The organism is Bilifractor sp. LCP19S3_H10 (assembly GCF_052119185.1).
Classification (GTDB): domain Bacteria; phylum Bacillota; class Clostridia; order Lachnospirales; family Lachnospiraceae; genus Bilifractor.
Map to the genome: position 1 here is coordinate 1 of NZ_JBQKFT010000009.1, position 16,195 is coordinate 16,195.

The 16,195-nt window shown below is 50.0% G+C and carries 11 protein-coding genes; all 11 read right to left on the reverse strand.

Annotation, left to right across the window (positions count from 1 at the left end; translation table 11 throughout):
* Window positions 1-200 precede the first annotated feature (200 nt).
* The 11 genes from rny to ACTQZS_RS08510 all read right to left on the reverse strand — a co-directional run bounded on the left by rny (window position 201) and on the right by ACTQZS_RS08510 (window position 16,158).
* Window positions 201-1,772 carry a ribonuclease Y gene (gene rny, locus ACTQZS_RS08460; protein WP_441475437.1) on the reverse strand — a complete coding sequence of 524 codons (1,572 nt, stop codon included), beginning with the start codon at window positions 1,770-1,772 and terminating at the stop codon, window positions 201-203.
* A 165-nt stretch (window positions 1,773-1,937) separates the two neighbouring features.
* The gene (locus ACTQZS_RS08465; protein WP_441475438.1) at window positions 1,938-2,474 is read right to left on the reverse strand and encodes a regulatory protein RecX; all 537 of its coding nucleotides are present in this window, start codon (window positions 2,472-2,474) and stop codon (window positions 1,938-1,940) included.
* Window positions 2,475-2,512: 38 nt separating this feature from the next.
* Entirely contained in the window at window positions 2,513-3,598 is a 1,086-nt protein-coding gene (recA, locus tag ACTQZS_RS08470; protein ID WP_441475439.1) for a recombinase RecA, read from the reverse strand.
* Between the two features lie 452 nt (window positions 3,599-4,050).
* A complete protein-coding gene (glgA, locus tag ACTQZS_RS08475; protein ID WP_441099012.1) occupies window positions 4,051-5,496 on the reverse strand; it encodes a glycogen synthase GlgA in 1,446 nt (481 codons plus the stop codon).
* Between the two features lie 185 nt (window positions 5,497-5,681).
* Window positions 5,682-7,340 (reverse strand): phosphoenolpyruvate--protein phosphotransferase, encoded by a 1,659-nt coding sequence (gene ptsP, locus ACTQZS_RS08480; RefSeq protein ID WP_441475440.1) that lies wholly within the window; start codon window positions 7,338-7,340, stop codon window positions 5,682-5,684.
* A gap of 185 nt (window positions 7,341-7,525) precedes the next feature.
* A complete protein-coding gene (locus tag ACTQZS_RS08485; protein WP_441099014.1) occupies window positions 7,526-7,783 on the reverse strand; it encodes an HPr family phosphocarrier protein in 258 nt (85 codons plus the stop codon).
* A gap of 134 nt (window positions 7,784-7,917) precedes the next feature.
* On the reverse strand, window positions 7,918-9,351 hold the full coding sequence (locus ACTQZS_RS08490; protein WP_441475441.1) for a glycoside hydrolase family 32 protein: 1,434 nt from the start codon (window positions 9,349-9,351) through the stop codon (window positions 7,918-7,920).
* On the reverse strand, window positions 9,345-11,255 hold the full coding sequence (locus tag ACTQZS_RS08495) for a glucose PTS transporter subunit IIA (protein ID WP_441475442.1): 1,911 nt from the start codon (window positions 11,253-11,255) through the stop codon (window positions 9,345-9,347). The genes ACTQZS_RS08490 and ACTQZS_RS08495 overlap by 7 nt, the downstream gene beginning before the upstream one ends.
* Before the next feature lie 268 nt (window positions 11,256-11,523).
* A complete protein-coding gene (locus ACTQZS_RS08500; RefSeq protein WP_441475443.1) occupies window positions 11,524-12,525 on the reverse strand; it encodes a LacI family DNA-binding transcriptional regulator in 1,002 nt (333 codons plus the stop codon).
* Window positions 12,526-12,688: 163 nt separating this feature from the next.
* Window positions 12,689-14,671 (reverse strand): excinuclease ABC subunit UvrB, encoded by a 1,983-nt coding sequence (uvrB, locus tag ACTQZS_RS08505; RefSeq protein ID WP_441475444.1) that lies wholly within the window; start codon window positions 14,669-14,671, stop codon window positions 12,689-12,691.
* Window positions 14,672-14,778: 107 nt separating this feature from the next.
* The gene (locus ACTQZS_RS08510; protein ID WP_441475445.1) at window positions 14,779-16,158 is read right to left on the reverse strand and encodes a S41 family peptidase; all 1,380 of its coding nucleotides are present in this window, start codon (window positions 16,156-16,158) and stop codon (window positions 14,779-14,781) included.
* Window positions 16,159-16,195 lie beyond the last annotated feature (37 nt).

Consider the following 16,195-nt stretch of genomic DNA (forward strand, 5'->3'; position numbering starts at 1 on the left):
TTTGGAACGTGCGCCCGCCGGGCGCACCAACGAGATAAAACACGCTGCGCGAGTTTTATCTCGCTATCGCGACGCTCGCCGCACACGAATACTTCGCATTCGGCTGCGGCTGACTGTTCGCGTAAAAAGACTGCCGTATTATTCTCTATCTGAGAACAATACGACAGCCTTAAGTTTTCACTGGTTGAATTTGTGTCGGGTTATTTCGCGTAATCGGTTACGCGACTTTCACGAATTACATTGACCTTGATCTGTCCCGGATACTGCATACTGTCCTCAATCTTCTTGGCAATATCGCGAGCAAGCAATACCATGTCGGCATCGCTTACCTGATCAGGAACGACCATAACACGTACTTCTCTACCTGCCTGAATTGCAAAAGACTTCTCTACACCCTTAAAGGAATTGGTGATGTCCTCAAGGTCCTTTAATCTGTTGGTATAAGCCTCCAGGGTCTCGCGGCGAGCTCCTGGTCTGGCTGCGGAAATAGCATCTGCTGCCTGAACGATGCAGGCAATCAAGGACTGCGGCTCAACATCTCCGTGGTGAGATTCTACCGCATTAACGACAATGGCGGGTTCCTTGTATTTCCGGCAAAGATCCGCCCCGATCTGTACATGAGACCCTTCGACCTCATGGTCTATAGATTTGCCTATGTCGTGAAGAAGACCGGCTCTCTTGGCCATACGGATATCCAATCCGATCTCTCCGGCGAGAAGGCCGGAAAGCTGAGCAACTTCAATTGAGTGCTTCAACGCATTCTGACCGTAGCTTGTACGGAAAGTCATGCGGCCGAGGAGCTTTACAAGCTCCGGATGAATGCCATGGACTCCGACTTCAAGGAGTGCGGATTCACCTTCCTCACGGATTCGATTGTCAACTTCCTTCTTGGCTTTTTCAACGGTCTCTTCGATGCGTGCCGGATGGATGCGTCCGTCAACGATCAGCTTCTCCAGAGCGATCCGCGCTACTTCTCTCCGGATCGGATCAAAGGATGAAAGCACGACAGCCTCCGGTGTATCATCAATAATGAGATCTACACCGGTAGCCTGTTCGAGGGCCCGGATGTTTCTGCCCTCACGGCCTATAATACGTCCCTTCATTTCATCGCTTGGAAGCTCAACCACAGAAATCGTAGACTCGGATACATGATCCACAGCACATTTTTCAATTGCTGTCACTACATATTCCTGTGCCTTCTTGTCCGCGTCTTCCTTCGCTTTGTCTACATAATCCTTGTAGAGCTTTGCCGCATCAATCTTTACTTCGTCTTCAACAGATTTTAACAGAAATTCTTTTGCTTCTTCGGAGGTCATGCCGGAGATTTTCTCCAGCTCCTGTACGCGTTGGTTTTGTAATTCATCAACCCTTTTTTCTTTTTCGAGTAATTTCGCTTCCTTTGCTGAAAGATTTCCCTCGCGCCGCTCCAGATTATCTGCCTTTTTCTCGACAGATTCCTCTTTTGCGAGCACTCGTTTTTCATACTTCTGCAATTCCGCCCGGCGTTCGCGATTTTCCTTCTCTCTTTCATTTTTCAGCTTCAGGTTCTCCTCCTGAGCCTCGAGAAGGGCTTCGCGCTTTTTAGTTTCAGCAGTTTTCAGTGCCTCATCTATGATGCCTCGAGCCTGTTCCTCGGCAGTGCCAATTTTGGTCTGATCTTCGCGGACCTTTTTTGCGACTGCCAGTTTGCTGACTAGCGGAACTGCAATAAGCAGAGTAACAATCACAGCAATGACCGCGACAATCACATGGATGATTATCGGGTTAATCATTACAAATGTACCTCCTTATTTTGTTGTCACAGTTCAATACCAGTATTTATTTTATACATTTTTCACAATATTGTCAACGCTGTGATGGACGAATTGTCAAAAACTGACTGAATTGAATTGTCAGAAAGACATGCGGTGAGACTTGAAACTGATGAGTAATTGAAGCTATCTTCCGGATGCTTCCTGAAAGGTTCGGAGAGCCTTCCAGATTTCAGACGAAGGGAATCCCTTCCGTGCCAGAAAACCATACGTCCTGCGGAGCTCTTTGTCATCCATTGCATGAGGTTCTCCAGCCTTTTTGAGTATGAGCTGATCAATCAGCTCTTGCTCATCGTATGGCACTTCATCAAATGCCTGACTGATCTCCTCTTCCGTGACACCTCTATCCTCAAGCTCGCGCCGGATCATATTCCGGCTTTTGCGAAATTTCATGGATGAAATATAATTCTCCGCGTATTTTTCATCGTTAACATATCCGAATGACTGACAGTATTCGATCGCCTTGCTGGTCTGCTCCTCCGGAAAGCCTTCTTCCAGCAGCCGGGTTCGAAGCTCCTGCCTGGTTCTGCCCTTATACAGCAGAAGCTTCATTGCTCTTGCGGCTGCTTTTCTGGAATCATCGGTCAGTACAGGAGGCTTCGGGGAGTCCGGAAACTCTCCATTAAGATTGTTCGTAAAAGTTACAGCATTCCATTCTTTCATAAATCTTCTCCGCCTCCTGACAATGCGATTGGATTGTCTTACTGTTCTTCAGAATCTGTCGTTGCAGACGCAATGTCGGCGGGGGCTGTCTCTGAGGCTGCTCCATCCGTCGGAAGACCGTATGCCTCACGAACCTTGCTCTCAACTTCTGACATCACCTCGGGGTTCTGAGCCAGGAACTGCTTCGCATTTTCACGTCCCTGCCCGATCTTTTCGCCAAGGTAAGAATACCATGCACCACTCTTGTTGATAATTCCGAGATTAGCGGCAAGATCCAGGATATCTGCCTCTCGGGATATGCCCTTTCCGAACATGATATCGAACTCTGCTTCCTTGAAAGGCGGAGCTACCTTATTCTTCACCACTCTGACACGTGTATGGTTGCCGATTACCTCGCCGCCCTGCTTTAGAGATTCAATTCTGCGCACATCAAGACGAACCGAAGCATAAAACTTCAGCGCGCGGCCGCCGGTGGTTGTCTCTGGGTTTCCGAACATAACGCCGACCTTTTCGCGCAGCTGGTTGATAAACACGACAACACAGTTCGTCTTACTGATCGCCGCCGTGAGCTTACGACATGCCTGAGACATCATTCTTGCCTGCAGACCCACGTGGGAGTCACCCATTTCTCCGTCGATCTCAGCCTTCGGAACGAGTGCGGCAACCGAATCGACGATGATAATGTCGATGGCTCCGGAACGAACCATTGTCTCGGTGATCTCAAGTGCCTGCTCGCCGGAATCCGGCTGAGAAATGTACAGATTATCGATATCTACGCCGATGTTTTTCGCGTAAACAGGGTCGAGGGCGTGCTCGGCATCGATAAATCCTGCGATCCCGCCCCTCTTCTGCACCTCTGCGACCATATGAAGAGCTACCGTGGTCTTACCGGAAGATTCCGGCCCGTAGATCTCCACGATTCTTCCTCTCGGAATACCGCCGACGCCGAGAGCGATATCAAGACTCAGGGATCCTGTCGGAATCGCTTCGATATTCAGATTCGCGCCCTGGTCGCCGAGCTTCATAACCGCACCCTTTCCAAACTGCTTTTCGATCTGACCGAGAGCGGCGTCAAGCGCACGCTGCTTGTCCTGATTCTGATTTGAACTATTATTAGATGCCATGATAAAATCGTCACTGATAACGCAGAAAAAGGATGAATCCCGGGTCAGCCGGGCCGTCCTGTATCTGCCGTTTTCGAGTGGACTCTCCTTTCCTGTGAGATCATGTCCTGAGGGAATCAAACGTCAAAAACGAACATTTGTTCGCACACTGGTTATTATACTACACTACTTTCAAAACGTTGTCAATGCATTTAATTGTACAATGGAGTGCTAACGGGGCGTTAATAATACTAAGAAGAGAAAATGAAAGGTATAGACAGCTTAAGAGAAACAGGGATGCTGGATAACAAATGGAGATGAAGAAAAGAAAGCATGAATAAGATCATGCGGTTCGAGATGTGATTCTATTATATCTTTAGAAAACAACTTCGTCAATGTAAAAATAAGCTCTTCGAAAACGCTTTCCAGGCTCGTCGCACGCGAAGCGCACGAAAGAGCCTGGAAGCGATTTATCAGTAGCCGATGAGCCAGTCATAGAGCTCCTGATATTCCAGTGCGGAACGATACCAGGAGAAATCAGCAGCCATTGCCCGGTCGATGATTTTGTTCCACTCTCTTCGCTTGTCATAATAGATACGCTCTGCATACCGGATAGTTCCCAGCATTTCATGTGCATTGTAGTTTGCGAAGGAAAAGCCGGTTCCTGTGCCTTCATATTCATTATACGGCTCTACGGTGTCCTTGAGACCTCCTGTCTCGCGGACGATCGGTACCGTTCCGTAGCGCAGAGCCATCAGCTGGCTGAGACCGCACGGCTCAAAGAGCGACGGCATGAGAAAGGCATCACAGGAAGCATAGATCTTGTGTGAGAGGTCATTCGAATAATAAATGTTCGCGGATACCTTCTTGTCATACTTCCATGCAAAATGGCGGAACATGTTCTCATATTTCGGATCACCGGTTCCGAGAACGACGAGCTGAATGGCATCCTGGCAGATCTCGTCCATCATGTAAGCGATCAGGTCGAGACCCTTCTGGTCGGTCAGGCGGGATACAATTCCGATCATCATTACCTTCGGATCAATCTCGAGTCCAAGCTCTTCCTGAAGCGCGGTTTTATTCTTCTGTTTTTCCTTTCGGAAATTCTTTGCGTTATAATTCTGAACGATAAGCGAATCTGTTTCCGGGTTGTAAACGTCATAATCAATGCCGTTGACGATACCCCGCAGATCGTGCGCACGGGCGCGCATCAGGCCGTCAAGGCCCTCTCCGTAAAACGGTGTCTTGATTTCCTCGGCGTAGGTTTTGCTCACGGTGGTGATGGCGTCTGCATAGACAAGCCCGCCCTTCAGGTAGCTGCCGTCCTTGTTGTATTCCATTTTGTCCGGTGTGAAATAGTAGTCTGAAAGGCCCGTGATGCTCTTCATCGTCGCGGTATCCCAGATGCCCTGGAACTTCAGGTTGTGAATGGTCATCACGCTCTTTATACCACGGAAAAATTCGTTGCCCTGGAACCGTTCATGCAGATAGACGGGAATCAGTCCGGTCTGCCAGTCATGGCAGTGAATGACATCCGGGCGGAAATCGATGATCGGGAGGATTGACAGAACAGCCTTGGAAAAAAACGCAAACTTTTCAAGATCCCAGGGCATGCCGCCATAGATCTGATCACCTGCAAAATGCTCCTCATTATCAATGAAATAATAGGTAATGCCCTCGTATTCCATCTTGAAGATACCTACGTACTGCTGTCTCCAGTTGAGATCCATGTAGAAATTGGTGACATATTCCATCTGGCTGGAATATTTCTCGGCGATCTTTGTGTATTTCGGGATTACCACCCTGCAGTCGTAATATTCCTTGTTCAGACATTTCGGAAGAGAACCGACAACGTCCGCAAGTCCTCCGGTTTTGATAAACGGGACACACTCAGATGCTGCAAATAGTATTTTCTTCATCGCTTCTGAAAAACCTCCTCGGGCAATTGAATAATTTCCGGAATTCTCCTCTCGTCTGAGGGAAAATTCCGGATTCTGGGACGCGGCTGTTAATAGTAAAATGCGTCTGAACCAGAGCCTGCAGGAAAAATCATCATTATGCATGATATAATGCCGTGCAGTCTAAAAAGATTTGTATATTTTTATTATATCTGTTCTTCCTGTGAAAAACAACAGGACTTTGTGTCCTTTCCGGCATAGCTCTTCCGTATGGCTTCTCTTACGGGAAGTATCATGGACGGAGATACCGAAAGCTCATCAACGCCCATCTGCAGGAAGGTTTCGGTCAGGGAGGTGTCTGCACCGAGCTCACCGCAGATGCCGACCCAGGCGCCGCCGGCATGGCCATTCTCTATGACCTTCTGGATCAGCCGGAGCACTGCCGGATGATGCGGGTTATAGAAGCGGTCCAGTTTGTCATTCTGACGGTCCATGGCAAGTGTATACTGTGTGAGGTCATTGGTTCCGATGCTGAAGAAGTCCACCATCCTGCCAAGCTCATCGGATATGATCGCTGCGGCGGGAGTCTCGATCATAATACCTTCTTCCACATTACCAAAGGGAACTCCGTCGGCGGACAGCTCTGCACGTACAGCTGCCGAGATCTTCTTGATCTCTTCAACCTCCTCCGTGGAGGTGATCATCGGATACATCACGGAGATGGTTCCGTAGGCACTTGCACGGTAGATGGCACGGAGCTGAGTCTTAAAAATCTCCGGACGGGTCAGACAGATGCGAATGGCACGGAAGCCGAGCGCAGGGTTGTCTTCCTTATCGAGATGGAGATAATCCGCCTGCTTGTCGGCACCAATGTCGAGTGTGCGGATGATGACTTTTTTGCCGGCAAGTGTCTGCGCAACGGCTTTGTAGGCTTGAAACTGCTCTTCTTCTGTGGGCATGCTGTCACGCCCGATGTAGAGAAATTCACTTCGGAACAGTCCGACACCGCCTCCGTCATTTGCCAGAACAGAGGCAAGATCCTTAAGGCCTCCGATATTGGCGTACAGATTGATCTTCCTGCCGTCAACAGATACGTTATCCTTTCCCTTCAATTCCTGGAGAAGACGCCGTTCCTCCAGATCCTTGTCCTGTTTTGCTGTCATCTCATGGATAATTTCCTCATCCGGATCCAGGTAGAAGGTACCAGTATGTCCGTCAACGACGGCCATTCTTCCGTCCCAGGAAGGATCAACCGGAATATTGATGAGTGCGGGAATATTCATGGTCCTTGCAAGGATTGCAGTGTGGGAGTTCGCGGAGCCGAATTTTGTTACAAATGCGAGGACCTTATCCTTGTCCAGCTGAACGGTTTCACTGGGCATGAGATCGTCGGCAGCTATGATTACCGGCTGATCGAAGGTGGCCGTCGTATCTTTGCCGGAAAGCACAGAAATCACCCGCTCGGAGATGTCCTTCATATCTGCGGAGCGAGCTTTAAAGTACTCATCTTCCATTTCGGCAAACATTTTGGAGAAATTTTCGCCGGTAACTGCGGTCGCGTATTCGGCATTTACTTCTTCGTTTTCTATCATGTTGTGCACGGAATCGTTGAAGTCATCATCCTCAAGCAGCATTGCGTGAACTTCAAAAATAGCGGCATTCTCTTCTCCAACTTTCTTCACTGCGTCATCGTGAAGCTTTTTGAGCTGCTCGATGGCTTCCTTTCTCGCCTTATCATATCGCTCAATTTCCGCTGCGGTGTCCTCGATTTTGAAGCGTTTCACGATATTTTCCTTTTTTCCGTAAAACATGATTCTTCCGATTGCGACACCCTTGAAAATGGCTTTTCCCTCAAATTTTTCCATATGCCCCTATATCCTTTCTAAAACAAACCGGTCTTATGTCTGTTGAACGGTCATACCACACCACAGGCTGTATTCGTCTGTGACACAATATGTATAAAGCCAGCTGCACTCGTTGCATGGCAACTCTCGCAGCTGGCTTTATACATACTTATGAATTCCCGGGCAGACCTCTGCGAAGAGGAAGATTAAAGATTGTCCTTAAGGAATGCTTCCAGTCCGGAAGCAGCAGTTTCTTCATCCGCGCCTTCAACGATCACTTCGATTTCATCGCCCTGCTTCACACCGAGCCCCATCAGCTGGATCAGTTTCTTCGCTCCTGCCTGCTTTCCGTGTGCTTTGATGGTGATATCAGAGCTGTATTTCTTTGCTGCGGCAACCAGATCACCTGCCGGTCTTGCGTGAATTCCAACAGGATCCGTGATGACATATTTAAAACTTTTCATGGTATCTGAACCTCCTGAACGAATAATGAATAATAGAATATGAAACAGCCTCGGGTAATTTCTTTCATTATAACCTAAGACAGGATTATCGTTAAGCACTTTATATTAAAAGTTTATCGGGCACCTTAAGGCAGTTATACCAGATTCATATTGGTTTCCATCGTTTTCATCTTCCACCCGGTGACTGCGGCAAGATCGCAGCTGAACCTTACATTGAGATTCTGATGGTCTCCCGTGTATGCAGGGTAGAATCTCGATGTAATGACATACTCGCCATCGTTGACGTAGATTTCAAGCAGTGAGGAATCTACAAGAATTCTGAGGAATTCAATGTCCGGAATGATCACCTTGCGTTCCTTCCGCCCGAACCCTGCGGAATCGCTGATAGTGAGACGCAGCACATCCTCCTGGTATGACAGCACTGCTCCGTCTCCGAAACAGATACTCCAGTCCAGATCTCCGGTTCCTTCGAGAAAAGAAATCTCGAAATCTCCGGCTCCGTCAGGAAGAATCATGCTCCCGTGCGGCATTACCGGCGTCTCATCATACCGCAGATCCTTCAGCTCCTCGACGGGGTTCTGGTGAATGATTCCATTCTCAAAGGAGAGCTCTCTTGGAACGGTGAGGCAGTTCTCCCATCCTTTGCCCGCCGGCTCGGCGGTCGGATTGGCGTAAGGAGCATCCGGCATTCCTACCCAGCCTATGAAGAGACGGCGTCCCCGTTCATCGACAAAGCTCTGGGGCGCATAGAAGTCAAAGCCGTAATCCCATTCACGGAAATCATGAAGGTATTGGGCGTCATTGAGGGAACCTTCCACGGTGAAGTAACCGGACTGATAAATGTTCTGATACCGGTATTCTTCTTCCGGAAGCCCCTGGGGACAGAGTGAGAGGAAGGTCTTGCCGCCAAGGCAGAAGTAATCCGGGCATTCCCACATGTATCCAAAACGCTTCTCCGATGTGAGCGCTTTCAGAAAGTTCCAGCGAACACCGTCGTCACTCTGATAGAACAGTACCTCTCCGAAGTCAGTGTCGGCGGAGAGATCCGGCCCCTTGACCCTGGCGCCGAGGATCATATAGTATGTGTCCCCCTCTTTCCAGACTTTGGGGTCACGTACGTGACAGCTGCAGTTTTCCGGGTAGTCACGATTCGTCAGCAGACAGTTCTTCTCGCCGAAATTATTGCCGTCGGTTTCAACCAGAATCTCGTTGGCCTGTCTTCCGCTGTAAGTATAATCGTGATCCCCCGGCTCTTTTACATTGCCCGTATAGTAGAGGCGGATGTGATCCCCTTCCGTGAGAGCGGATCCGGAATAACATCCGTTACAGTCTATCGGATCTGTTGGCCAGAACGGAACGCCTGTGTATTTCAGATGAAGCAGATCTCTTCCGGCATAATGTCCCCAAGTTCTGGCAAATCTGCCATCCGGTCCCGGGGTGTTTGGTGAATACTGGAAGAAAATATGATAAATTCCCTGAAATTGACACAGGCCGTTCGGATCATTCAGCCAGCCGTCCGGAGGCATCAGGTGATACTGAAGCCTCCAGCCTTTTCTGTCTCTCAGCATACCTTGAGGACCTCATCTCCAGGCTTTACGGGACCGGTCTTCAGAGCCTTCACATCATTGTAATCGTCGCTGTTTGTGACAATAACAGGAATTGTGGTCTTGTATCCGGCAGCGCGGATCTTGTCCATGTCAAACTCGAGAAGAAGGTCGCCTTTCTTCACGGAATCTCCGGAATTCACATGAGCTGTGAAGCCCTCTCCTTTCATATTCACGGTGTCGATGCCGACGTGAATCAGAACCTCGACGCCGCTATCAGACGAAACGGCAACGGCGTGCTTTGTGTCAAATACCATATCGACGGTTCCATCGAAGGGCGCAAAGATTTTACCGGAAGACGGGCGGATCGCCATGCCCTTGCCGAGCGCCTCGGATGCAAAAGTCGGATCCTCTACCTCTGAGGATGGAATGGCTTCGCCTTCTGCCGGAGCATAGACAATGGTCTCCTTGACCGGAGATTCTACTGCCTGCTGCACATCCTTTTCCAGCGGATCGGCAGCCTTTGCGGCTTCAGGAGCAGCTTTTGCAACCGTCTCCGGGTCTTTATACAGAATGAAGGATATAATGAACGCTACCGCAAAGGATGCGATCATGACAATGGCATACTGCAGCCAGAAATCCGTGGTGATCAGGAACCCGAACAGACCGGTGATTCCGTATGCGGTTGCCTTGATTCCGAACAGAGATGCAATCATGCCTCCGATCGCGCCTCCGAAGCAGCCGGCGATAAATGGTGTGCGGTAACGGATGTTTACACCGAAGATTGCAGGCTCTGTAATTCCCAGAAACGCGGAAAGAGAAGCCGGGAGTGCCAGCGATTTTGTTTTTTCGCTTTTGGTCTTGAATGCGACAGCCATGGCTGCTGCTCCCTGTCCGACGTTAGCGGCGGTGGCAACGGGCATCCAGATATTTGCCGGAGGATCCTGGCTGACCATCTGTGCCTCAATCATATTGTACATATGATGGAAGCCGGCTACAACGGTGAACGCGTAGAAGAAGCCGATCAGCAGACCGCCGATTCCGAACGGAAGGCCGATCAGTGTCTGAGCCGCAAGGAGAATCCAGTCCTCGACCACCTTGAAGATCGGTCCGATGATTGTCATGGTCAGAACGCCGGTAACCAGTACGGTAACAAGCGGAGTTACGAAGAGATCGATGATCTCCGGCACATGTTTGTGAAGCCACTTCTCAAGCGTACTCATGAACAGGATGGCGATGATGACGGGGATGACATGTCCCTGATATCCGGTCTGCTGTATAGTCAGGCCAAATACCTTCCACACCGGGATATCAGCGGCCTTCATTGTAGCAACGCTCCATGCGTTAATCAGATTCGGGTGAATCATGATGAAGCCGATAACTGCGGCAAGATACGGATTGCCGCCGAACTTCTTCGCCGCGCTGACAGCAATCAGGATCGGAAGCATGGACAGAGCCGCGCCTGCGAACAGGTTGATCATGTTGTAATAATCGCTGCCCGCAAGGTTCGGGAATGCATTCGCGAGGCCGCCGAGAATACCGTTCAGAAGTCCGGATGCAACGATTGCGGGAATGATCGGAACGAAGACATCACCGAGAGTCTTGATCGCGCGCATGAACGGGTTCTGCTTTTGAGCAGCCGCCTCCTTCGCGGTCTCCTTCGTTCCTGCTTCAACACCGGAGATGCTGATGAATTCATCGAATACCTTGTTTACGGTTCCTGTGCCGAAAATGACCTGAAGCTGACCGGACGCCTCAAAGCATCCCTTCACGCCTTCTACATTTTCAACGGCTTCCTTGTTGACCTTGCTGTTGTCCTTGATGACAAGTCTCAGCCTCGTAGCACAATGAGCGGCGGAGGCGACGTTGGATGCGCCGCCGATATTGTCCAGAACGCCCTGCGCTGCTTTTCTGTAATCCAGTGCCATATTTCTTTCCTCCTTGTAGGTAGTGTGCGTCAGATCTGGGGCGGTGCAGCCGGCTAAACGTGTGTCCGGTTGGGTAATCTCCTGACATATTCTGCCGCCGTTAACAGACAGAAAACGGAAAGCGGAGTGCCCTGCCGCAGAGGCTGTGCACAAATGTGGAATCGTTCTCACATGCTTTCATTATATGGCTTTCTAAATTTTTTGTAAACTAAAACGGGAAAGAATTAATACATGAAAATAGAGGGACATTTTGGTGCAACTTTCACAGTCAGCAGTCGGTATTCGGGAGGCGGATGGATTCTCCGCTGGTGAGCTTGCATCCCATCCGGACAGCTCTGTTGTCCTGTTTGCTGCCCGAGAGAAGACCCAGGAGGAGTCGGGCGGTCTCCTTTCCGCTTGTCTTATAGTAATAGTGGACGGTGGAAAGGCGCGGTGTGACGACCTGTCCCTTCTCTGAATCGCCGATTCCGGTGATTTGAATATCTTCTGGAATGCGGTACCCTCTTTCACGGAGGCAGACCATGGCGCCGACCGCTATGCTGTCCGTGGCGCAGAAGATGGAATCCGGGTCCGGATAACGGCTGAGCAGTTCCTCGGCAGCCTCATAGCCGGATTGAATACGAAAGCCGGTTACAACCATCGCTTCAGGCGGAACAGCGATTCCGGCCTCGCTCATGGCGTCGAGAAATCCCGCTTTGCGGTTGTGTCCCGCTGCCTCATCCAGTTCAGTTACCCCGATGTATCCGATCCGTTTTCCGGTTCTGGCCAGAATCTCCGCCTGCTGCTTTGCGGCTTTGTAGTCATCAAAATAGACACACGAGCATGTGCTGCAGTGCTGTCCGAGAACAACTACGGGGAGCGGATACTCCCTGAGGATGTCGTCATGCTCCTTTGTCCATATCGTACCGATGAGTATGACCGCATCGACACTGCCGTTCGCGGCAAAAAGCTTCAGATATTTGATCTCCTCCTGCTCCTGGTTATTCGTATTGGCCAGAAGTACCTCATAGCCTGCTTTTGCGAGGACGGTCGTAATGCCGTCGATTTCCCGGCTGATCGAATCGGAATTCAATTTTGGGAGAATCACACCGATCAGATTTGTGCGCTTGGTTCTGAGCATCTGAGCCTGTCTGGAAGGCTGATATCCGGTCGATTCGATGACGGACCGGATACGGTCCGCTTTTTCCCGGCTTACATAGCCGTCATTGAGGTATCTTGATACGGTGGTTCTTGAAACACCGGCCATTCTTGCAATTTCATTGATTGTCATAAGCTGTCGTCCTTTAGGTAAGAGTAAGGCGTGGAATCCATTCCACAGAAAGATTATACCTTTAACCGCGTGTGGTATGCAATCGGGAAGCGAATAAATCTGAAATTCTTCCGCCTGCTGCATGTCCGGACAGTGCAAGGATCAGGAATTCTGCTGGATGTGGTTATTCGCCATTCAGAAATTTCCGGAGTTCAACAATTCGGTCACGCAGCTCTGCAGCCATTTCAAAGTTGAGCTCCGCTGCAGCCGCCTTCATCTGTTTTTCCAGTTTCCGGATGAGTTTCTCGATTTCAGAAGGAGACATGGATTCTGGGTCCTTCTCCAGCTTTTTCTCATCGGCGGCTACATCTCTGGCAATGCTGATCAGGTCGCTTACCTTTTTGTGAATGGTCTTCGGCGTAATGTGATGCTCTTCGTTGTACTTCTGCTGAATCGCTCTTCTTCGCCTGGTTTCATCGATGGCGCTCCGCATCGAATCGGTGATCGTGTCGGCATACATGATGACATGGCCCTCCGAGTTGCGGGCTGCGCGGCCGATCGTCTGGATCAGGGAGGTTTCCGAGCGGAGGAAGCCTTCCTTATCGGCGTCCAGAATTGCGACCAATGTGATTTCAGGGATATCAAGCCCCTCTCGCAGAAGATTGATGCCGACGAGAACGTCAAAAACATCCAGACGCATGTCACGGATTATTTTGGTCCGCTCCAGAGCGTCGATGTCGGAGTGCAGGTAGTTCGCCCGTATGCCTGCCTCCTTCAGATACGTAGTCAGATCTTCCGCCATCCGCTTGGTAAGAGCGGTTACCAGGACTTTGTGGTGGCCGCTGACCTCTTTTTTCACCTCGCTGATCAGATCATCGATCTGTCCTTCCACCGGCCGTACCTCAACCTCGGGATCCAGGAGACCGGTGGGACGGATGATCTGTTCCGCCCGCAGCATCTCATGGTTTGCTTCATATTCTCCGGGGGTTGCGGAGACAAACAGGATCTGATCAATTTTGTTCTCAAATTCTTCAAAACTGAGAGGACGGTTGTCCAGGGCAGACGGAAGCCGGAATCCGTAATCGACGAGTGTTGTCTTCCTGGAACGGTCTCCGGCATACATGGCTCCGATCTGGGGGATGGTCCGGTGAGACTCATCGATGATGATCAGAAAATCATCCGGGAAGAAATCCATGAGTGTATAGGGCGGTTCTCCCGGTTTCAGATTCGACATATGGCGGGAGTAATTCTCGATTCCGGAGCATACACCGGTTTCACGAAGCATTTCAATGTCGAAATTTGTCCGCTCCTCGATCCTCTGTGCTTCCAGGAGCTTATCCTCGCTTTTAAAGTAACGAACCCTTTCTTCGAGCTCTTTCTCAATCGCCTTTGTCGCACGGTTGATTGTCTCCTGGGGCATCACGTAGTGAGAGGCCGGAGCTATTGAGACAAAATTGAGCTCCTGCTTTACCTGTCCGGTGAGCAGATCAAAGCGTTTGATCGAATCAATTTCATCACCGAAGAATTCGACGCGGATACCGATATCGCTTTCGTCTGCGGGGACAATGTCGAGGACGTCCCCATGTACCCGGAAGGTGCCGCGGTGAAAATCGATTTCATTTCGTTCATACTGAATATCGATCAGTTTCCGGATGACGTCATCGCGGTCGATTTCCATGCCCGGGCGAAGGGGGATAATCATTTTCTCATAATCCGCAGGGCTCCCCAGACCGTATATACAGGAAACGGAAGATACTACAATGACATCTCTGCGTTCGATCAGTGAGGAGGTGGCAGAGAGACGCAGCTTGTCAATCTCCTCATTTCGGGAGGAATCCTTCGCAATATAGGTATCAGAGGACGGAACGTAGGCTTCCGGTTGATAATAGTCGTAATAGGACACAAAGTATTCCACAGCATTTTCAGGAAAAAATTCCTTGAACTCGCTGTAAAGCTGCGCGGCCAGCGTTTTGTTGTGCGCAATGATCAGTGTCGGTTTCTGAAGTTTTTCGATGACATTTGCCATCGTGAAGGTTTTTCCGGATCCGGTAGCGCCAAGAAGCGTCTCGCACTGATTCCCCTCCCGGAATCCTTTTACCAGTTTGTCAATCGCCTGCGGCTGGTCGCCGGTGGGCTTGTATTCAGAATGCAGCTTGAACTCGGGCATACGTATTTCCTTTCTGCAGTTTCTGCCTTTTTATAATTCTATTAATTATCCTGTATTTTTGTCGGGCGTTTCGCCGGAGAATTGATCAAATAGTTTTTCCGGTCTTCTTATGAGCGGGATGAGGTGTCTGATACATTCCCGTCTGCTGCGCCGGAGACGGAGGTAACATTTTCCGTACCATCCTGGTCCGGATCAGAACTGCTGTAGTTTTTCGTTGTTCCTCCGTTTTCCTTTATGACCTGATCTGCTGACTTTCCGGAGAGCTCTTCCCTGATTACAGCGGATGCCTTCTCGAGCTGAATGTCTGATGAGGTATCCTTATCCGCTTTAACGGTAATGTTCGGCGTGATGCCGTTGCCGTTTACGTCATGGTGGTCCGGTGTGTAATAATGTGTTGTTGTGATTTTCAGGACGCTTCCGTCCGAGAGTGTATAGGAGTCCTGTTCGATTCCCTTTCCATAGGTGACGGTGCCGACGGCAATGCCGACATTGTAATCCAGTACGGCTCCGGCAAACATTTCGGATGCGCTGGCGGTGTTTCCGTTGACCAGAAGAACAACGGGAAGACTCGTCCGGTGGTCCGTGTCATTGTCCCGCTGCCGCTCTTCTCCATTGCGATCCTGTTCATAGACCAGCGGTCCCTCCGGCATGAAGATCCGGAGTGTGTCGCAGCACGCGCTGACCAGTCCGCCGAGGTTGTCCCGAAGATCGATGATCAGTCCCTTCATGCCCTGCTGATTGAGGCTGTCGAAGGCATTCTGAAACTGGACGGAAGTAAGGCGGTTAAAGCTGGTAATCTGAATGTACCCAATATCGCCGTCCAGCATGCTGCCGGTCACGACATCGCGGGTCAGCGTTTCCTTCGTCAGAGTGACTTCTCTGGGATTCCCGCCTGACGCAGATACGACGGTCATAGTGACCTGATCGCTGTCACTGTTCTGGATCAGCGAGACCGCGTCTGAGGAGGTCATATCCTCCGTGCCTTTTCCGTTCAGCACGGTGATCAGATCTCCCTCTTGAAGTTCCGCCTTTTCAGCCGGAGAATTTTTCATCACAGATTCAATCTTTAAAGCTTTGTCCTCTTCACTTTTTGAGATTGTAATTCCGATTCCTTCCATCTTGCCATCGTTCGACATTTTTATTTTGCTGTATTGCTCCGCCGTGTAGTAGGTGGAGTATTTATCCCCGAGTCCGGTTACGAGCCCGAGATACATGGTGTCTGTCTCAGCCTGCTCGTCAATATCATTCAGATAATATCGCCGGATGATATCCTGGATCTGACGCGTTTTCCGGTAGGCGGAAAGGCTCGTGGGACTGGAGGGAGCGGCAAGTGGTCCGAGATTGAGATAAACGGAAAAGAAGACTGCCCCCGAGAGGACCGTTACCAGGACGCCTGCGAAGAAAGGCTTCCAATTTCTGTATAATTTTTTTAGAAGACGAGTTAAAAAAGAATGTGTATCCGGATGATTGCTGTTATTGTCTGCCATTTGTAAACCTGCCTGAATTTTTGGATTGCGTGTGATA